The following is a 16881-nucleotide window of genomic DNA, read 5'->3' as shown; positions in this document are numbered from 1 at the left end:
GGCCGGGCCCGGGGAGGGGCCACGCCTCAGCGCGGGTCCGGGCAGGCCCGCGCACAGGCGTCGACCTGCTGCTGGACGAGCGGGGCGTACAGCTCCAGCAGCGCGTCGCGGGAGACCTCGTCCTCGGGGAACAGGCCCAGGACGCGGACGCCCTCGGCGAGGCCGAGCATCTGGCAGGAGATGGCACTGGCGTAGCGGCGTTCGGGTGTGGTGTCCCCGATCAGGGCGCCGACGCCGTCCAGGAGCTTCCCGCGCGTCTCCTCGCGGGAGCGGTCGGGCTCGGGGGAGTCGCGGACGTGGGCGGCGACGATCAGCCAGCTGTCGGGGACGCCGTGCTCCCGCCGGGTGAGGACCTTCTGTACCAGGGCGCGGCCGATGCCGGAACGGGGCAGGTCCAGCTCGGCGAGCGGGACCTCGTGCGGCCCCATCTCGTTGAAGAGCTCGGCCTTGCTGCGGTAGTGCTTGATCACCAGGGCGGGGGACACCCCCGCGGCGGCGGCGATGTCGCGGATGGTCACCCCCTTGTAGCCGTGCTCGGAGAAGAGCTCTCGCGCCGCGGCGATGATGGTGCTGCGGCTGTCGGACCTGGTCACGGTCTCACCCCCACGGACTCCTTGGCGCTCCCGGGCCCGGACGCCCTCACGATGGTCCCGTACTCCCCGTCCCCTCCGCTGCGCAGGGTCGGGATGAGCGCTCCCACCAGCACACTGGCCAGGGCCACCGCCACACCCAGCCAGTGGACCAGCTCCATGGCCTCCTCGGAGGGGAACACCGCCCCGCCCACGCTCACGGTCAGGGACGCGAAGACCAGCGCGATCACGGCGCTGCCGCTGGAGGTGCCCAGTGAGCGGACCAGGGTGTTGAGCCCGTTGGCCGAGGCGGTCTCGCTGCGGGGCACGACCGCCATGACCAGGGCGGGCATGGAGGCGAAGGCGATGGCGGTGCCGATGCTGACGAACATGTTGCCCAGCACCACGTTCAGGACGGTGTCGGAGTTGAACACCCTCCACAGGTAGGTCAGGCCCATGACCGTCGAACCGGTCAGCAGGGTCGGCTTCCCGCCCCACCGGTCGAGCATGCGGCTGGAGACCGGGGAGAAGCACAGCATCATCAGGCCGCTCGGCACCATCGCCAGCCCGGCGGTGACCACGGGGAGGGCCAGTCCGTACCCGGTGTCCTCGGGGACCTGGAGCTCCTGGGTGGTGACCAGGCCGTTCAGGAACATCGCGAACCCGGCGAAGTACGAGGACACGTTGGTCAGCAGCATCGCGGGCCGGAAGGCCGTGCGCAGGTTCACCATGGGGTCGCGGGTCCGCAGCTGGAGGGGGACCCAGACCGCGAGCGTGACCGCGGAGAGCGCGGTCAGGCCGATGACCTGTCCGCTGGCCCAGCCCCACGAGGAGCCCTTGGACAGCGCGAGCAGGAAGCCGACGAGGACGACCGAGAGCATGATCGCGCCGACGACGTCGAAGCGGCCGGAGGAGCGCTGCGGGGACTCGTTGATCAGCAGGCGGATGGCGACCATGAGGACCGCCCCCACGAGCGCGGTGGACCAGAACAGGGAGGTCCACCCGAACGCGCTGTAGAGCACACCGGAGAGCGGCAGTCCCAGGGCGGAGCCGATGCCGAGGGTGGCGCTCATCAGGGAGATGCCCCCCGAGAGCTTCTCCCTGGGCAGTTCGTCACGCATGATGCTGATCCCCACGGGGATCAGGGAGGCGCCGAACCCCTGCATGGCGCGGCCGGCGATCAGGAACGGGAAGCCGCCGCCGAGCGCCGCGACGAGCGAGCCCACGGTCATGACCGCGAGGGAGATGAGCAGCATCCTGCGCTTGCCGTACATGTCGGCCATACGGGAGACGATCGGCGTGGCCACGGCACCCGTCAGGAGGGTGGCGGTGACCAGCCAGGACGTGTCGTCGGCGGAGACGCCGAGGATCTGCGGCATGTCCGGCAGCAGGGGGATGACGAGCGTCTGCTGTAGCGAGACGATCAGCCCGCAGAGGGTGAGGATTCCCGTGGTGGCCCAGGCGGGCACGCGTGGGACGGACGTCATTGGGCCTCCAGGGACGACGCGCACGAGTGGGGCGCGGAAGTGTTCGGGCGCACGCTCCGGACACGTTCGTTCGAGCCGGTCGGGTAGGTGCCTGAGGGGAGGAGAGGGGGTGAACGATCGTTCACCCCCATCGAGTAAACACTGTTACACCTTTGGAGGTCAAAGCCCTCGCGCTGATTGGGACCCTTCTCACTCGTGGGCCGGTGCCGCTTCTCCTCGGTGTCAGCGAAGTGGCATTGGGTAGCCGTCGGTCCGCGACGTGATCGATCCGGTGGAACAGGACGTGGTGGCGGTGTCGAAGGACGAGGGATCCGAGGACGACCGGAGCATTCGCATCGGCTTCCTCGCCGATCCCGGCCTGCCGGCCAAGATGGCGGAGCAGATGGCCGAGAAGCTGGCCGACGTGTTGTCGGAGAAGGTCGACGACACGGTGCGGTGGCGGGTGAGCGTACGCTCCGAACCGCTCGTCCTCGACGGACACGACGACGTCCCCCTCGACTCGATCGCCCGCAGCGCCTCGGCGGAGGAGGAGTGGGAGTACGTGGTCGCCCTGACGGACCTGCCCCGGCGCGTGGGGAGGCGGCCGCTGCTCTTCAGCCTCAGCAAGGCGCACAGGCTGGCGATGCTCTCGCTTCCCGCCACGGGCTGGATACGGATGCGCGCCCACGTGTGGCAGGCGGTCGTCCACCTCGTCGACCGGATGACCGCCGAGGACCCGGACCGCGGGCGCGGGAGCGGGGCCGCGTCGCAGCAGCCGGGGCACCGCCTCGTCACGTTCGCCTCCCCGGTCCGCGACGTCGGAGCCGAGTACGACATGGACGAGTACCTGGTGCTGGTCGGACTGCGCGGACGGGTACGCCTGCTGCTGGGCATGGTGCGCAGCAACCGGCCGTGGCGGCTCGTGCCCAGCCTCTCCAGCGCGTTCGCCGCGGCCGCCGCCACCGGCTCCTTCGGTGTGTTCTACAACTCGATGTGGAACATCGCCGACGCACTCAGTCCGCTGCGCCTGTCACTGATCAGCGTGTTCGCGCTGACGGCCATGACGGTCTGGCTCATCGTCTACAACGGGCTGTGGGTGAGTCCGAGGCAGCGGCACCAGCGGGAGGAAGCGGTGCTGTACAACGTCTCCACCGTCTGCACCGTGGGGATCGGCGTGGCGTGCATGTACGTCCTACTGCTCGGGGTGACGCTCACGGAGGCCCTGGTGGTCATCGCCGGCAGCGTCATGGAGTCGGCTCTCGGCCACCCCCCGGGGCTGGGGAGCTACGTCTCCATCGCCTGGCTGGCCAGCTCCCTGGGAACCATGGCGGGCGCGCTCGGCTCCAGCTTCGAGGACCAGGCGGCCGTCCGAGAGGCCGCCTACAGCGCGCGGGAGCGTGAGCGCCGCACCAAGTTCGAGGAGAACGCCGAGAAGCACCGGGAGACCCGCGGGGACACGTCCGGATGACGCCGTGGCGGGCGGCGGGGAGAGCCGCGGGGAGCCGGCCGGCCGGGGTCGCGGGGCGGATACGGCCGGGGGCCGGGAGCGGCCCGAGGACGGGTGCGGCGGGGCCGCCCGACGGTAGCGGGGGCCGGGAGGGTGCGTCCCCGGCCCCCGCTGGTACGGACTGGATCAGGCGTCGAGCCGGCGGGTCCGGCCCTCGCCCCCGCTGACGCTGATCTTGCGCGGCTTGGCCTGCTCGGCCACCGGCACGCGCAGTGTGAGGACGCCGTCGGTGTAGTCCGCGACGATGTTGTCGAGGTCCAGCGCCTCGTCCAGGAAGAGCTGACGGGAGAACGTGCCCGAAGGCCGCTCGGCCACGACCATCTCCCGGCCCTCCGCCGACGCGCCGGTGCGCTCGGCCCTGACGGTGAGCACGTTCCGCTCGACCTCCAGGTCGATGGAGTCGGCCCGCACACCGGGCAGGTCGAAGTGGACCACGAAGGAGCCGTCGTCACGGTAGGCGTCCATCGGCATGGCGGCCGGACGGACGGAGCCGTCGAGAAGGCGCTGGGCGATCCGGTCGAACTCACGAAGCGGATCCGTGCGCATCAGCATCACGCCACCTCCTGCTTGCTGAGATTACCTGATGCCAACTGACGCAAGTTTTATACCACGGCCGATGGAGAATAAACATCGTGAGCAGGTAAGGAAACCTCCATGGGGAAGGAGGGGCCATGTCCTCTCGGGAGGATCCCCACGCCGTGCTGGGACTGGAGGCCGGAGCCACGAGGGAGCAGGTCGTCCGGGCCTTTCGCGCACTGGCACGGCGCTACCACCCGGACTCCCCCGGTGGGGACCACGCCGCCTACATCCGCGTCCGCAGCGCCTACGAGGCCCTCATGGACCCCCGCCACCGGGGCGGCCGCGACACCGATCGCGGTGCCGATCGCGGCACCGGCGGCCACACCCCTCCACCCCGCCGAGGCGTCCGCATCCCGGTACGGGTGCGCGGCCAGCGGCCGCGCCGCGGCTCCGACGCCACGTTCACGGTCCGCCTGGACCTGGCCCGGGCAGTCTACGGCACCGCCGTGACCGTCGCGCTCGGCGACGGCCGCACCGTGGACGTCGCCGTCCCGGCCGGGACGGAGCACCGTTCCCGCCTGCGTGTGCCCGGCCACGGGCGGCCGGGTTCCCACGGTGGGGCTCCCGGCGATCTCGTGGTGACCGTGCTGGTGGAGGAGCACCCGTTCTACCGGAGGGTGGGGGAGGACCTGCGCACCACGCTCGTGCTGAGCTACGCGGAGGCCGTCCTCGGTGCGCGGGTCGCCATCACCTCGCTGGACGGCAGGGAGATCACCGTGCCCGTCGCGCCCGGTACCGCGCCGGGCGCCACCATCCGGCTTCCAGGCCAGGGCGTACCGTCCCGCACCCGCGCGGACGGCGCCGGCGCCCTGGTCCTCGACGTCACCGTCGACGTTCCCGCGGGGGGCCTGACGCCCGGGCAGCGCGCCGCACTGGAACACCTCGGCGGCACGCTGCCCCGCCCTGGGAGGGAACCGCGCCGATGAGCAGCGGTGCCCGCGGTCCGTGTCAGCCGAACACGGCCTTCTGCACGTCGTCCGGACCGTCGAACCGCTCCGTCTTGGCGTTCGAGATCCTCTCGACCAGATCACTGCCCGCGCCGTTGTTCTTCGCCAGCGACGCCAGGTCGTCGCGGCTGGCGGGATAGTCGGCGCCCTTGAGTGCCTTCTGCAGCTCAATGGGGTTGATGCTGGCCATGGCGGCCTCCTGTTCTGTGCTGGTACACACGGCGCCAGTCGTCTACCCGACCCCCACGGCGCCAATCGCGCCGGAAGGCAAAACGCCGTTCGGCCCGGTGACGAGTCCACCGATATGCGGATGAACCCCTCGCACGCGTTGGCCGGGGCGCGGGGCGGGCCCGGCGCTACCGGTTTCCGATGCGTCCCAGGAGCCGCTCGCGGTGGTCGGAGAGGTCGGAGATCCTGCGGTCCAGTTCCGTGAGGCGGCTGTTGTAGATCTCCAGGACCCGGTGGCAGTACTCCGGGTCGAGCGCCTCTCCCAGGCAGGGGGCGAGGGGGCGGAGGTCGGCGACGGTCAGGCCCGCGTCGAGGAGTTCGCGGATGTTGCGGACCCGCACGACGGCGTCCTCGTCGTACTCACGCCACTCCTTGCCGGTCCTGCGCGAGTACAGGAGTCCCTGCTGCTCGTAGTACCTCAGCGACCTTCGACTGGCACCCGTGCGCTCGGAAAGCTCCCCGATCCTCACGGAGCCAGCGTACCTTCGCGGGGTCCGGGAGCGACGCCCACACCGCGGCGCCGCCATGGCGGGGCGGCCCGCATCCGTGACCTCACCCGGCTCCGGTCGGGGCACTCCGCCGGGCCCCGGCTCCCACAGGCGGGTTCTGGCGTGCGGGCCGCAGCGTGAGCGCCAGTGCGGCCAGCATCAGAGCGGTGGAGGCCAGGGGCAGGTAGGCCACCCCGACGGTCCCGACGACGACTCCTCCCAGGGCGCCGCCGACGCCGGCGCCCAGGTAGAGGCCCGCGATGTTCGCCGCGAGCGCCGTCATGCCCTTTCCCGGGCCGGCCGCCGCGAGGACGCTGCCCTGGACGGGCGGGTTGAGCCCCCAGGCGAACACGGCCCAGAAGGCGACCAGCGCACCGATGACCAGGGGATGCCCCGAGCCGGTGAAGGCCAGGGCCGCGAGCATCCCGAGGCCGAGGACATGGCCGCCGACGACCGCGGAGAGGGCGCGCTGCGGTCCCAGCGAGTCCGCCCAGCGGCCACTGACCAGGGCCCCTCCCAGTCCGGCGACACCGACGACGAAGAGCAGCGAGGTGAGAAGCGTGGAGGAGTCGGAGGAGACCTGCGCGGTGTAGACGGACAGGTAGCTGTAGAACATCAGTCCTCCGCTGGCGGCGAGGAAGGTGATCGCCACACAGCGCAGGACCGCCGGATCGCCCAGCGGACCGAGCCGCTCGCGCAGAGGGGCGGGCGCACCGCCGGGAACCCCGGGCGCGGAGGCCAGCAGGCCCAGGGCCGCGGCCACGCCCACGGAGGCGATGAGCACGAAGGTGGCGCGCCAGCCGACCGCTCCGCCCAGCCAGGCGCCCAGGGGGACGCCGGTGATCAGCGCGACCGTCATGCCCGCCGTGACGACGGCGAGGTAGCGCCCCTGCTGTCCCTCCGGGGCGCGTGCGGCGGCGGTGGCGAAGGCCGCCGCCGTGACCACGGCCGCGGCCAGGGCCGCGACGGCCCTCGTGCCCATGAGGGTCCAGTAGCCGGGCGCGACCGCGGCGCCCGCGTTGGCCAGGGCGAAGACGAGGAGTCCGACCACCATCACGGTTCGCCTCGGCTACCTCTCCAGGGTGACGGCCATGGTGGGCGCGCCCAGGGCGTAGACCACGGCGAAGACCGTGACCAGTTGTCCGGCCGCGGCGACGGACACGTCGAGGTCCGAGGCGATGGCGGGGAGGATCCCCGCGATGATGAACTCATCGGTCGCCGTGGCGAGGAGGACGACGAAGAGGACGAACAGCCAGAACGGCGGTCTGCGACTCACTGGTTTTCCGTGCATGCGGATCACGCTAGGTACTGACACTGGTGTCAGGTTCAAGCGCTGCGCCCGGATTCCCCTGGAATCGCGGGTCGGTGGCCACGGCCCCGTGCGGGGAGGACGGACGCGCTCACGTGTCCGGCTCTGTACCGACCGCCTCACGAGAGCGGTTGTCGCGTACTGCGTCGAGGTACTCGGATACCGCGTCCCTGTTGCGGGACAGACAGTCGATGCGGCTGGTCATACGGTCCCGTTCCCGCTCCAGGGTGGCGATCATCTCCGGTGTGGCGTCGGAGAAGTGGATCGTCCTGGGTTGGTCGAGGCATGGAAGGATCTGCCTGATGATCCTGGTGGGAAGGCCCGCGTCGAGCAGTCCCCTGATCTGTACCACCCGGTCCACGAAGCGCTCGTCGTAGTCCCTGTAGCCGTTCTGGCAGCGCCGGGAGGCGATCAGTCCCTGCTCCTCGTAGTAGCGAAGCAGGCGACGTGAGGCGCCGGTGCGCTCCGACAACTCACCGATGAGCATGTGGTCCACCTCACTGGGGCCGCGATTGACCTTCACATAAGTGTGAGGCTTCCAGTATGCGGCCATGCCCATTGACAGCACACACCAGCCCGAGAACAGCGACACAAGCCAGAAGCTCCCCGTGGCCTCTCTGCTCGCACTGGCCACGGCGGTCTTCATCACGGTCCTGACCGAGACGCTGCCCGCGGGACTGCTTCCACTGATGAGCGCGGACGTGGGGGTTAGCGAGTCCGCGATGGGGCAGGTGGTGACGGTCTACGCGATCGGCACCGCCCTCACCGCCATTCCCCTCACCGCGGCCACCGCAGGGTGGCGGCGCAAGAGGCTGCTGGTGACGGCCATGATGGGTTTCGCCGTGGCCAACACCGTCACGGCCTTCTCGGACGACTACGTCCTGACCATGGTGGCTCGCTTCGTCGCGGGGGTGGCGGCAGGCCTGGCCTGGGCAATGCTCGTCGGATACGCGCGCCGGATGGCCCCCGCACACATGCGGGGCAAGGCGATCGCGATCGTCATGGCGGGGATCCCGATCGCCCTGTCCCTCGGAGTGCCTACGGGGACCTTCGTCGGTGGTCTCCTCGGCTGGCGGATCACGTTCTCCCTCATGTCCCTGCTCGCAATCGCGGTGGTCGGCTGGATCATCCTGGCCGCTCCCGACCGCTCCGGGCAGAAGCCGGGAAACCGTACTTCGGTCCTGCGCGCCCTCACCGTTCCCGGTGTGGTGCCGGTCCTCGTCGTCACCCTGCTCTACGTGCTGGCCCACACCATCCTCTACACCTACATCGCCGCCTTCCTGGAAGGTGTCGGTATGGGCGGCCTCGTCGGTGTCGTTCTCCTGCTCTTCGGTGCGACCTCCATGGTCAGCATCTGGGTCGTGGGAGCCCACATCGACCGCAGGCTGCGGCCCCTGACCATCGCGGGCATCGTCCTGATCGGCGTGGCCGCCATGATCCTGGCGGTACTGGCACAGAGTCCCGTGATGGTCTACCTGGCGGTGGCGCTCTGGGGGCTCGGCTGGGGCGGTGTTCCCACGCTGTTGCAGACCGCGGCGACCGACGCCGGAGGCGATCCGGCGCAGGCCGTGCTCGTCACCCTCTGGAACGCGGCGATGGCGGGTGGCGGAGTCGCCGGCGGCATCCTCCTCAGCGTGCCGGGGTTCGGCGCCCTCCCATGGAGCGTTTTGCTTCTCCTGGTGCCGGTGCTACTCATCGTGCTCGCCGCACGGGTGCACGGGTTCCCGGCCAGAGGCGTGGGAACGGCCGTGTGAACACCGGAGCCAAGGCCCGGCCAGTGGGGTGAGGCGCCTTGCGGCGCACGTGCCCACCGGCCGGTGTCCGACGACGGCGACGGGGCCGCAATTCTGCGTGGGCGGGCCGGGCGGCTGCCCGAACGGGCGGAGCGGACGTCGGCTCCACCTCAGCGACGCCGACCCCTGCGGCCCTCCTCCGAGGCGGACAGGTTGCGTTCGAGCTCACCGAGCGCGCGAAGCACGCCCTCCCGCCGGTCGTCGTCCATGTCGGCGACCGTCATCCGCTCCAGGTCCGCCCAGATGCGCTCGACGGCCTGCCGCAGCCCCATGCTCGCGGAGGTCGCCTCGACGATCGTCACCCGTCCGTCCGTCGGACTGGGCGAACGCCGCACGAACCCGGCGCGTTCGAGTCGCCGCACGGAGCGGGTGACGGTCGGCGCGTCGGCGTCGAGAACGGCGACCAGGTCGGTCTGCCGCTGCGGGCCCTCGTCCCAGAGCCGCATCATCAGCAGCTCCTGACCCGGATACAGGCCCACCTCGCGCAGCAGTTGCCCGGCGAGCAGTTTGTGGATGCGCGCCACCCGGAAGATCGCGTGGCTCACGGGTCCCGCACCGGCGACCCGGTTCCGGTCCGGCCCCGCGGCGGCCGTGCCCGCGGCGGCCGTGTCGTCGGCGTCGTTCGTCGTACTCACCGGCCCAGTCTAGGACAGCCGCCACGTTTGTCCGGACAACCTTTTTCGCCGTAAGGCTTGATCGGGCCTACTGGGGGTGACATGGTGAGGTTGGTTGATTGAACAACAAAGCGAGGGGAGGCAGTGCGAGCAGCCTTCACACCCGGACGCGTCGGCCGACACGAGCTGAGGAACCGGATCGTCATGTCCCCGATGACCCGCAGCAGGGCGTTCGGCCCGGACCTCGCCCCGACCGGCATGACGGCGACGTACCACGCCCAGCGCGCCGGTGCCGGGCTGATCATCACCGAGGGCATCCGGCCCAACGCCGTCGGCCAGGGCCACCCGAACACCCGGGCCTGCACACCGACGCCCGGATCGCCGGCTGGCGCGGGGTCACGGACGCGGTCCACGCCGAGGGCGGAGTGGTCTACGCCCAACTGATGCACACCGGCCGCATCGGCCACCCGTCCGACTACCGGACCTCCCACCACACCGTCGGTCCGTCCCCGGTGAGGGCGCGGGGCCGGATCTTCACGCGGGAGGGCCTCCAGGACCTCGTCCTCCCGCGGGAACTCGGCGCGGAGGAGATCGGACAGACGATCCGCGACTTCGCCGCCGCGGCCGAGAACGCCGTCACCGCCGGCTTCGACGGGGTCGGGCTCCACGGGGCGAACGGCTACCTCATCCACCAGTTCCCCTCCACGAAAGCGAACCCGCGGACGGACGAGTGGGGCTCCTCCTCTCCCCGCGACGGGGCCCGCTTCGCCCTCGAAACCGCCTCGGCCGTCGCCGAGGCGGTCAGATTTCCCAGTGGCGCAGACCCCGTCCTTCGGGACGGGGACAGCCACCCCGGGGACAAGAACAAGAAAGGTACGCTGCTCCGTGTTCTGATCCGATAACCAAGGATCACGCGGATGGCCTCACCTCTCGGGGCGAACCGTGCCAGCCTGTGGAGACCTCTGGGATGCCATGTCTGTGAAGCAGGAACCAGCGCGTGCCGTGAGGCGCGTAGCGCCACCGGGCCGCAAGGTCTGCCCGGAATCCCTTTCCCTTCGGGAGAGGGAGGAAGCCAAGGTCCTCGACCCGGCCACGCCCGGGACGGGGACGGGGCCGGAGCACCTCGCCCCCGTCGAGGAGGGCGCGACCGACCCGGTCTCGTTCGGCGGGCTCTTCGTCTCCAACCCGGGCCTGCCCGAACGGCCGGCGGCGGGGGCTGAGCTGGCCGAGCCCGACATGTCCAGGGCCTACGGCGCTGAAGAGCGCGGATACACCGGCTATCCCGCGCTGGCCGACGGCATGGTCCGCTTCTGAGGGAGCGGCGGTGTCCGCACGGCACGAGACGAACCGCGTGGGGGTCGTCACCGGGGCCGGGGCCGGCGGGGGCGCGTCCGTGAACTGACCGGGCGACGCGTCATCCGGACACGGGTTCCCGGCCGGCCGGGATAGCGGCCGGGGCGACCGTGTCCTCCTCCGCGGGGGCCGAGGACGACACGGCGTCCGCCCCAGGTCACAGGAGCGAGTCGATCCCCACCCTTTTCCGGCAGGAGCATCCGGCATTTCGCCAGGGAGCGCGGGGTGCTCTCCCTCCAGGTCCCGGCAAGGGGGGCGATTCCGGAGTTTCTGCGCAATCGGGCTCTGTCACACTCGTTTGGGTCCCCGCCTGCTCTGGAGAATTCATGTCCGAATCCCTGCCCCTCCCGTTGTGGTCGCTGATCGCCGCGGCCGCCCTGGCCGTCACGGTACTGGCGGTGTGGGGCATGCGCCGCCTGGCCTCCCGCAGACCCGCGCGCGTGCGGGGGGACTCGGGGACGGCGCCCCTGCACGGCGGCTACCTGGTGGCCACCGCCGTCATCGCCGTGGTGGCGCTGGCACTGATCCTGGTCGCGTTCACCATGAGCTACGCCGCCCTGTACGAGGCGGCCACCTGGCTGGCCCGCACCCAGTTGGACGCGATCAACGGCGGTGACCTGCGCTTCCTCTTCCCGCTGGGCATCGACGCGGTCATCGTCTACTTCCTGGCCATGGACCTGCTCATGGAGTGGCAGGGCCGGCGCCACCCCCTGAACCGGTGGGCGGCCTACGCCCTGTCGGCCATCACCATCATCCTCAACGTGAGCCAGGGGGACGGCTCCACCGCCTCCTACCTGGGCCACGCCGGCCCGCCCATCGTCATCATCCTCATCGCTGAGGGGGTGGCGGCCTGGGTGCGCCATCTGGCCGGGATCGCGCACGGCCAGTCCGCTGACCGTATTCCCGTGGGGCGGTGGATCGCCCACCCGCTCTCCACCATGAAGGTGGCCCGGCTCATGCTGGGCTGGGGCATCACGTCCTACCCCCAGGCCCTGGAGCGCGAGCAGCGCCGCCAGCTGGCCTACGCCATGCTGCGCGAGCAGCACGGCCGTACCTGGCGCCGCCACACCCCCCGGCACCTGCGGTGGATGCTCAACAACGGCTACGACCTCGACACCGCCTACGAGCTGACCCGGGCCATGACCGCGCACGCGGTGGCCATGACCGCCGCGGAGGTGGCGGCCCTGGCCGGCGGCACCGGCCGCCGCCGCCCGACCGCCCCGGCCCACACCGAGCGGGAGCGGGCCGACACCACGGGGCGTGAGCGGGCCGAAACCTCCGGCACCGCGTCGTCGCGGACCCGCGCCGCCTCCCGGGCGCGGGGCACGCACTCCTCCTCCACCCCGCGCGCCAGCAGGGTGGAGGAGACCCCTCCCGCGGAGCCGCTCGCGCCCGCGCAGAAGCGCCAGCGGGTGCGTGAGCTCATGCGGTCCTTCCCCGGGATCACCGACAGCGAGCTCGCCCGGTACATCAACGCCTCCCCGAGCACGGCGCGCCGTTACCGCAACGAGATCACCCACCAGCGCCTGGGGGTGGACATCCCGGGACACACACCCGGCCAGGACCAGGCACGGCGCGACGACGAAGGCGAACGGCGCGACGACGAGGGCGAACGGCGCGACGACGAGGGCGAGGGCGAACAGCGCGAGGGCGCCCCTCCGGCGCTGGCCACGGCCCGCCCGGAGCACTGACACGCGGGGCGGACCCCCCGGCCACCGGAGGCCGTCACCTCTCAGGGGGCCGCCCCCTCAGAGCGCCGCCACTCCGTTGCGGTACGCCCAGACGACGGTCTGAAGCCGGTCGCGGACCCCGATCTTGGTCATCACCCGTCCCAGGTGTGACTTGACGGTGCTCGCCTCGATGACGAGCTTCTCCGCGATCTCGACGTTGGACATGCCCAGGGCGAGCAGCCGCACGATGTCGGTCTCGCGTTCCGTGAGCAGGTCGCCCGACCCGGTGTCCCTCACGCGTACGGGCTTGCGCCTGGCGAACTCCGTGATGACCCGCCGGGTCACGGCCTGGTCCACCAGGGCGTACCCGTTGGCGAGTCGGCGCACGGCCGCGACCAGGTCGTCGGGCGCGATGTCCTTGAGGACGAACCCGCTGGCTCCGGCCTCGAGCGCGCCGAAGACGTACTCGTCGAGGTCGAACGTGGTCACCACGAGGATCGCCGGAGGGGTTCCCGAGGCCCGGGCCAGGATGTCGCGGGTGGCCGTCAGCCCGTCGCCCCCGGGCATGCGCACGTCCATGCACACGACGTCGGGCCGCACGCGCTCGACGAGCCCGACGGCGGCCGGACCGTCACCGCACTCCCCGACCACCTCGATGTCGTCGGCGACCTCGAGCATCACCCGGAAACCCGCCCGGACGACGAACTGGTCATCCACCAGAGCCACCCTGATCATGAAAGGCATCCTTCGCGGTGACATGATCGGCCCGGTCGGCCGAGATCCCTCGTGTGAAGGGCAGTGTAAGCCGGACACGCCATCCGCCCGAATCCGTCGCCCCTGTCCTGAGCACAGCGCCGATCAGCTCGGCCCTCTCCCGCATCCCGATGAGGCCCAGTCCGCGTGCGTGCCCCGGTGCCTCCTCGCGTTCGAGGCCGGGCCCGTTCTCGACTTGGAGCACGATCTCGGACTCCCGGTAGTGCAGTTCCACGCACACGTGCGCTCCCGAGGCGTGGTCCCGGGCGTTGGCCAGCGCCTCCTGGACGACCCGGTAGAAGGTGACGTCGGCAACGGGCGGCAGGTCGTAGGCGTGGCCGGTGCGTCGCAGGGTGACGCTGCCTCCCAGCGCCAGCTCCCGTTCGACCAGGTGGCCGAGTACGGCGATCCCGGGAACGGGCGCGCCGTCGGCCCCGCCACCGGTGCCGTACGGATGCTCCCCGGGCTCCCGCAGGGCACCGACCACCATGCGCAGGCTGTCGAGGGTCTCCCTGCCTTGGGCCCGGACCCAGGCGATGGCCTCTCTGGCCGCCCGGTCGTCGCGGCCGACCAACTGCTCGGCCGCGCCCGTCTGGACCACCATTCCGGAGAGGTGGTGCGCCGCGATGTCGTGCAGTTCCCGTGCCATGAGGGCGCGCTCCGCCCTGATGGCGTTGTTCGTTCTCTCCCGCTGCGCCTCGGCCGCCCTGCGCCGCTCCAGCCGGGCGAAGCGTCGACGCGCGGCCACGTCGTTGCCGACGAAGCCGACCACGCCGAAGCCGAGCAGCCCGGCCAGCGCCTGCGTGACCCCCGCCACCAGGGGGCCGTCCACCTCGGCGGGGGGCGACAGCGACGTGAAGGGCGGCAGCGCGAACACGAAGCCGCAGACGCCCAGGACGGCCGTGACCGCCACGACGGTCCAGAGCAGCCGCCGCAGCGAGAGGAGGGTTCCGCAGGTGTAGGCCACGAAGAACGACGCCAGTCCTTGGAAGGCGACGTCGCCGGGCAGGAACACGTACATCCCCGCCTGGGCCGCCACCACGGCGGACAGGCACAGGAGGGGAGCACGCCTGCGCACGCACAGCACCAGCGACTGCGCGCATGCCAGGACGGCGATGACGGTCAGGGCGGTCGGTGTGAACGCCGCTCCCGAGGAACCGGCCACGACCTGCAGCGATAGGAGCATGCCGGTCGAGACCAGCGCGACGAGCACGCCAAGAGCGAGATCGCGGGCGAACGGCCCGCGCAGCCCCAGACGGTCGAGTCCGGCGTCGAGCAGCGCCAGCGGGCGGGAGATCGGTGTTCCGGGCGGATCACGGATCCCCGCGGCCTCGGTGTTCTCGGAGTGCGCCGTGCCTTCGAGCGTCATGCTTCCGCCTGGTTTCGTGTGTGGAGGAGGGGATGAGGGTAGCGCGGGCCGAGACCTCACACGCCGCCGGCGGACGGTTCCTCGCGGAGGCTGGAACGGGTCGGCCCCGGACGTGCGGGGACCCCCGTCCACCTCACGGTGAACGGGGGCCGGACCCGGACCGGTTACCCCCCGCCGGGACACGGTCAGTAGCTCACGCTGGGGGAGAGGAAGTTGAGGAAGAGGGCGATCCAGCCCATACCGAGCAGTGCCAGCAGGACCAGCGCACCGCCCGCGTACCTGGCCCATCCCGCCTTGCGGCCGATGTCGCCCGTGAGGGCCATCGCCGACGGGACGATCGCGCCGAGGCCCAGCAACTGCAGGACCTGCAACAGCCGGAGGACGAACGTCGGGACGTCCTGGAGTTGGGAGAGCACCACCACGACACCGATCCACCCGGCGGCGGCGACCACGACCGCGGCGACACCGACCCGGGTCAGCACCCGGACCCGTCGGCCGGCCGGGCCGGGCTTGGGCAGGGACCGCCACCGGCGGACGAGGGCGCCGACGGGCCAGGAGAGCATGGTGAGCACCAGCACCAGCAGGGAGGCACCGAGAACGGGCACCACGACCGATGGCGTCTGGGCCGGGCCGGCGGGCAGGTAGGTGGACGCCGCGCCGCCGAACGCCTCGACCTCTCCGCCGGCCAGGCGAGCCGCCAGCAGGCGGTGCCCGCCGACCTCGCGCCAGACCCAGGGCTCGACCTCCTCGTACAGTCCCGGGCCGAGTGACTCCGGCGCCGGGTTCACGACGATCGTCCCGTCCGGGTTGGCCGTGATGCGGGTCGCGCCGTCGACGGCGTAGTAGGCCGCCATGAAGTTGCTCTGAATCGACCGGGACGACGCGTAGCTTCCTTCGAGCATCCTCGCGTGCTCCTGCGCGGTCGGCGATTCCGCGTCGCCGTCGGCCCCGCCGCCCGGGGGCGGGAAGAAGCGGTCGGCGAACCCCTCCAGCAGGGTGCTGCGGAGGTGGTAGACCGCGGACTCCTTCCCGTCGCTGTTGAAGTTCAGGAAGATCCCGGCGTCCTGCTCGGGGAGGATCTGCATGTGGGAGTGGAAGACGGTGGAGTCACCCCCGTGGCCGAGGACGCGCTGACCGTTGCGGTCCTCCTCGAAGAACCCGAGGGTCATCCGCGACCCCTCGGCGAGGCCGCCTAGGCTGTCGGAGGCCAGGCCGGGTTCCTGCATGAGCGCACGCGTGTCGGGCTGGAGCAGGCCCCCTCCCTCGTCGTCGAGGTCTCCCAGGTGCGCGAGCATGAACCGCGCCATGTCGGTGGCGGACGACGTCACCGCCCCCGCCGGGGAGTCCGAGACCGTCTCGAACGCCCGGGGCGGCCCGTCCGCGGTCACGTAGCCGTTGGAGAGCCGGGACCGCAGCTCCTCCGGGAGGGGCTGGGCCAGGGTGGAGGAGGTCATGCCGGCGGGCTCGAAGATGTTCTGCCGGAAGTAGTCGTCGAGGGGCGTCCCGCTGGTGTGCTCGACGATGTAGCCGGCGAGCGCGTAGCCGTAGTTGGAGTAGGCGGGCGTCGTTCCCGGTACGTAGAGCTGGTGCGGCGGGTCGACGCTGACGGACTCGCGCAGGTCCGCCTCGGTGCCCTCGGGCAGGATCGCCCCGGCGATCCGCTCCTCGTAGCCGGCGGTGTGCGTCAACAGGTGGCGCAGCGTGATGTCGGCGGGGAACGTGCGCTCCAGCTCGAAGTCGACGTACTCCTCGACGTCGGTGTCCAGGTCCAGCTCTCCCGCCTCGACGAGCTGCATGACCGCGGTGGCGGTGAAGCTCTTCGACACCGACGCCACACGGAAGAGGGTGTCCTCGGCGTCGACGGGCTTCTCCGCCTCGACGTCGGCGTACCCGTACTCGCGGGCGGTGAGCAGCTCTCCGTCGTGCACGACGCTCACGGCGCCCCCGGCGATGCCGCCGTCCTCCAGGGCCGCGGGCACCGTCTCGTCGAGCCAGGCGTCGACGTTCTCCCGGGTCAGCGGGGCGGTGGCCGTGTCCCCGGTGGCGGGTTCCGGAGGGGCGTCGGCGGGGGCGCAGCCGGTCGCGAGCGTGGCCGTGGCGAGGAGCGCGGCGGGCCAGCGCCACCGTCCCCGTGCGGGGCGCCGGGCCAGGGAGGCGCGGCCGGTGTCGTCGGTGGTGATCACGGACATTCTCCTGGGAGTCGATGGCGCCGGGCGGACGGACCCAAGCGGGTCGC

Annotated in this window: 17 protein-coding genes and 1 pseudogene; 6 read left to right on the top strand and 12 right to left on the bottom strand. The window is 71.5% G+C overall.

The features are described 5' to 3' along the window. Positions 1-26: 26 nt before the first annotated feature. Together NOSIN_RS15030 and NOSIN_RS15025 are read right to left on the bottom strand one after the other, a co-directional pair. Positions 27-593, bottom strand: a complete 567-nt coding sequence (locus NOSIN_RS15030) for a TetR/AcrR family transcriptional regulator (protein ID WP_077691341.1) — start codon at positions 591-593, stop codon at positions 27-29. Further along, positions 590-2056, bottom strand: a complete 1467-nt coding sequence (locus NOSIN_RS15025) for an MFS transporter (RefSeq protein WP_077691340.1) — start codon at positions 2054-2056, stop codon at positions 590-592. The genes NOSIN_RS15030 and NOSIN_RS15025 overlap by 4 nt, the downstream gene beginning before the upstream one ends. 259 nt (positions 2057-2315) lie before the next feature. Here NOSIN_RS15025 and NOSIN_RS15020 point away from each other — a divergent pair, with 259 nt between their 5' ends. Continuing rightward, positions 2316-3503: a hypothetical protein gene (locus NOSIN_RS15020; RefSeq protein WP_077691339.1), complete on the top strand. Its 1188-nt coding sequence runs from the start codon at positions 2316-2318 to the stop codon at positions 3501-3503. A gap of 165 nt (positions 3504-3668) precedes the next feature. Here the strand turns inward: NOSIN_RS15020 and NOSIN_RS15015 are convergent, their stop codons facing one another. After that, on the bottom strand, positions 3669-4094 hold the full coding sequence (locus NOSIN_RS15015) for an Hsp20/alpha crystallin family protein (RefSeq protein WP_193371962.1): 426 nt from the start codon (positions 4092-4094) through the stop codon (positions 3669-3671). A 119-nt stretch (positions 4095-4213) separates the two neighbouring features. Here NOSIN_RS15015 and NOSIN_RS15010 point away from each other — a divergent pair, with 119 nt between their 5' ends. Beyond that, positions 4214-5047, top strand: a complete 834-nt coding sequence (locus NOSIN_RS15010; protein WP_077691337.1) for a J domain-containing protein — start codon at positions 4214-4216, stop codon at positions 5045-5047. A 22-nt stretch (positions 5048-5069) separates the two neighbouring features. Here the strand turns inward: NOSIN_RS15010 and NOSIN_RS15005 are convergent, their stop codons facing one another. The 5 genes from NOSIN_RS15005 to NOSIN_RS14990 form a co-directional block, all read right to left on the bottom strand. Beyond that, positions 5070-5258, bottom strand: coding sequence for a DUF2795 domain-containing protein (locus tag NOSIN_RS15005; protein WP_077691336.1), 189 nt, complete (start codon positions 5256-5258; stop codon positions 5070-5072). Between the two features lie 166 nt (positions 5259-5424). Next, on the bottom strand, positions 5425-5766 hold the full coding sequence (locus tag NOSIN_RS15000) for a MerR family transcriptional regulator (protein ID WP_077691335.1): 342 nt from the start codon (positions 5764-5766) through the stop codon (positions 5425-5427). 82 nt (positions 5767-5848) lie between these two features. After that, positions 5849-6838, bottom strand: coding sequence for an MFS transporter (locus NOSIN_RS14995; RefSeq protein WP_227015298.1), 990 nt, complete (start codon positions 6836-6838; stop codon positions 5849-5851). A gap of 15 nt (positions 6839-6853) precedes the next feature. Continuing rightward, positions 6854-7060, bottom strand: a complete 207-nt coding sequence (locus NOSIN_RS27795) for a hypothetical protein (protein ID WP_227015299.1) — start codon at positions 7058-7060, stop codon at positions 6854-6856. 124 nt (positions 7061-7184) lie between these two features. Next, complete coding sequence (locus NOSIN_RS14990; protein ID WP_077693604.1) at positions 7185-7580, bottom strand: MerR family transcriptional regulator; 396 nt, start codon at positions 7578-7580, stop codon at positions 7185-7187. A gap of 64 nt (positions 7581-7644) precedes the next feature. Between NOSIN_RS14990 and NOSIN_RS14985 the strand changes: the two genes are divergently transcribed. Beyond that, the gene (locus NOSIN_RS14985; RefSeq protein ID WP_077691334.1) at positions 7645-8847 is read left to right on the top strand and encodes an MFS transporter; all 1203 of its coding nucleotides are present in this window, start codon (positions 7645-7647) and stop codon (positions 8845-8847) included. Between the two features lie 149 nt (positions 8848-8996). On the opposite strand, the gene NOSIN_RS14980 is transcribed toward NOSIN_RS14985, so the two are convergent. Next, on the bottom strand, positions 8997-9521 hold the full coding sequence (locus tag NOSIN_RS14980) for a MarR family winged helix-turn-helix transcriptional regulator (protein ID WP_077691333.1): 525 nt from the start codon (positions 9519-9521) through the stop codon (positions 8997-8999). Positions 9522-9704: 183 nt separating this feature from the next. On the opposite strand from NOSIN_RS14980, the pseudogene NOSIN_RS14975 reads away from it, so the two are divergent. The 3 genes and pseudogenes from NOSIN_RS14975 to NOSIN_RS14965 all read left to right on the top strand — a co-directional run bounded on the left by NOSIN_RS14975 (position 9705) and on the right by NOSIN_RS14965 (position 12544). After that, positions 9705-10402: pseudogene (locus tag NOSIN_RS14975) on the top strand (oxidoreductase). Positions 10403-10502: 100 nt separating this feature from the next. Beyond that, entirely contained in the window at positions 10503-10814 is a 312-nt protein-coding gene (locus tag NOSIN_RS14970; protein WP_077691332.1) for a hypothetical protein, read from the top strand. Between the two features lie 365 nt (positions 10815-11179). After that, entirely contained in the window at positions 11180-12544 is a 1365-nt protein-coding gene (locus NOSIN_RS14965; protein ID WP_077691331.1) for a DUF2637 domain-containing protein, read from the top strand. Positions 12545-12601: 57 nt separating this feature from the next. Here the strand turns inward: NOSIN_RS14965 and NOSIN_RS14960 are convergent, their stop codons facing one another. From NOSIN_RS14960 to NOSIN_RS14950, 3 genes are all read right to left on the bottom strand, one after another. After that, positions 12602-13258 carry a response regulator gene (locus tag NOSIN_RS14960; RefSeq protein WP_077691330.1) on the bottom strand — a complete coding sequence of 219 codons (657 nt, stop codon included), beginning with the start codon at positions 13256-13258 and terminating at the stop codon, positions 12602-12604. Continuing rightward, positions 13233-14645: a sensor histidine kinase gene (locus tag NOSIN_RS14955; protein WP_077691329.1), complete on the bottom strand. Its 1413-nt coding sequence runs from the start codon at positions 14643-14645 to the stop codon at positions 13233-13235. The genes NOSIN_RS14960 and NOSIN_RS14955 overlap by 26 nt, the downstream gene beginning before the upstream one ends. Positions 14646-14830: 185 nt before the next feature. Next, positions 14831-16834, bottom strand: a complete 2004-nt coding sequence (locus NOSIN_RS14950; RefSeq protein ID WP_077691328.1) for a serine hydrolase domain-containing protein — start codon at positions 16832-16834, stop codon at positions 14831-14833. Between the last annotated feature and the right edge of the window lie 47 nt (positions 16835-16881).

It is taken from the genome of Nocardiopsis sinuspersici (assembly GCF_001998325.1).
Lineage (GTDB): Bacteria > Actinomycetota > Actinomycetes > Streptosporangiales > Streptosporangiaceae > Nocardiopsis > Nocardiopsis sinuspersici.
This window is presented reverse-complemented; position numbering and strand designations above follow the sequence as displayed.

Excerpts from the sequence above, each read along its gene's own strand:
- NOSIN_RS15025 (WP_077691340.1), bottom strand. The coding sequence starts at position 2,056 with ATGACGTCCGTCCCACGCGTGCCCGCCTGGGCCACCACGGGAATCCTC.
- NOSIN_RS15015 (WP_193371962.1), bottom strand. The coding sequence starts at position 4,094 with ATGCTGATGCGCACGGATCCGCTTCGTGAGTTCGACCGGATCGCCCAG.
- NOSIN_RS15010 (WP_077691337.1), top strand. The coding sequence starts at position 4,214 with ATGTCCTCTCGGGAGGATCCCCACGCCGTGCTGGGACTGGAGGCCGGA.
- NOSIN_RS15005 (WP_077691336.1), bottom strand. The coding sequence starts at position 5,258 with ATGGCCAGCATCAACCCCATTGAGCTGCAGAAGGCACTCAAGGGCGCC.
- NOSIN_RS14995 (WP_227015298.1), bottom strand. The coding sequence starts at position 6,838 with ATGGTGGTCGGACTCCTCGTCTTCGCCCTGGCCAACGCGGGCGCCGCG.
- NOSIN_RS14990 (WP_077693604.1), bottom strand. The coding sequence starts at position 7,580 with ATGCTCATCGGTGAGTTGTCGGAGCGCACCGGCGCCTCACGTCGCCTG.
- NOSIN_RS14985 (WP_077691334.1), top strand. The coding sequence starts at position 7,645 with ATGCCCATTGACAGCACACACCAGCCCGAGAACAGCGACACAAGCCAG.
- NOSIN_RS14965 (WP_077691331.1), top strand. The coding sequence starts at position 11,180 with ATGTCCGAATCCCTGCCCCTCCCGTTGTGGTCGCTGATCGCCGCGGCC.
- NOSIN_RS14960 (WP_077691330.1), bottom strand. The coding sequence starts at position 13,258 with ATGATCAGGGTGGCTCTGGTGGATGACCAGTTCGTCGTCCGGGCGGGT.
- NOSIN_RS14955 (WP_077691329.1), bottom strand. The coding sequence starts at position 14,645 with ATGACGCTCGAAGGCACGGCGCACTCCGAGAACACCGAGGCCGCGGGG.
- NOSIN_RS14950 (WP_077691328.1), bottom strand. The coding sequence starts at position 16,834 with ATGTCCGTGATCACCACCGACGACACCGGCCGCGCCTCCCTGGCCCGG.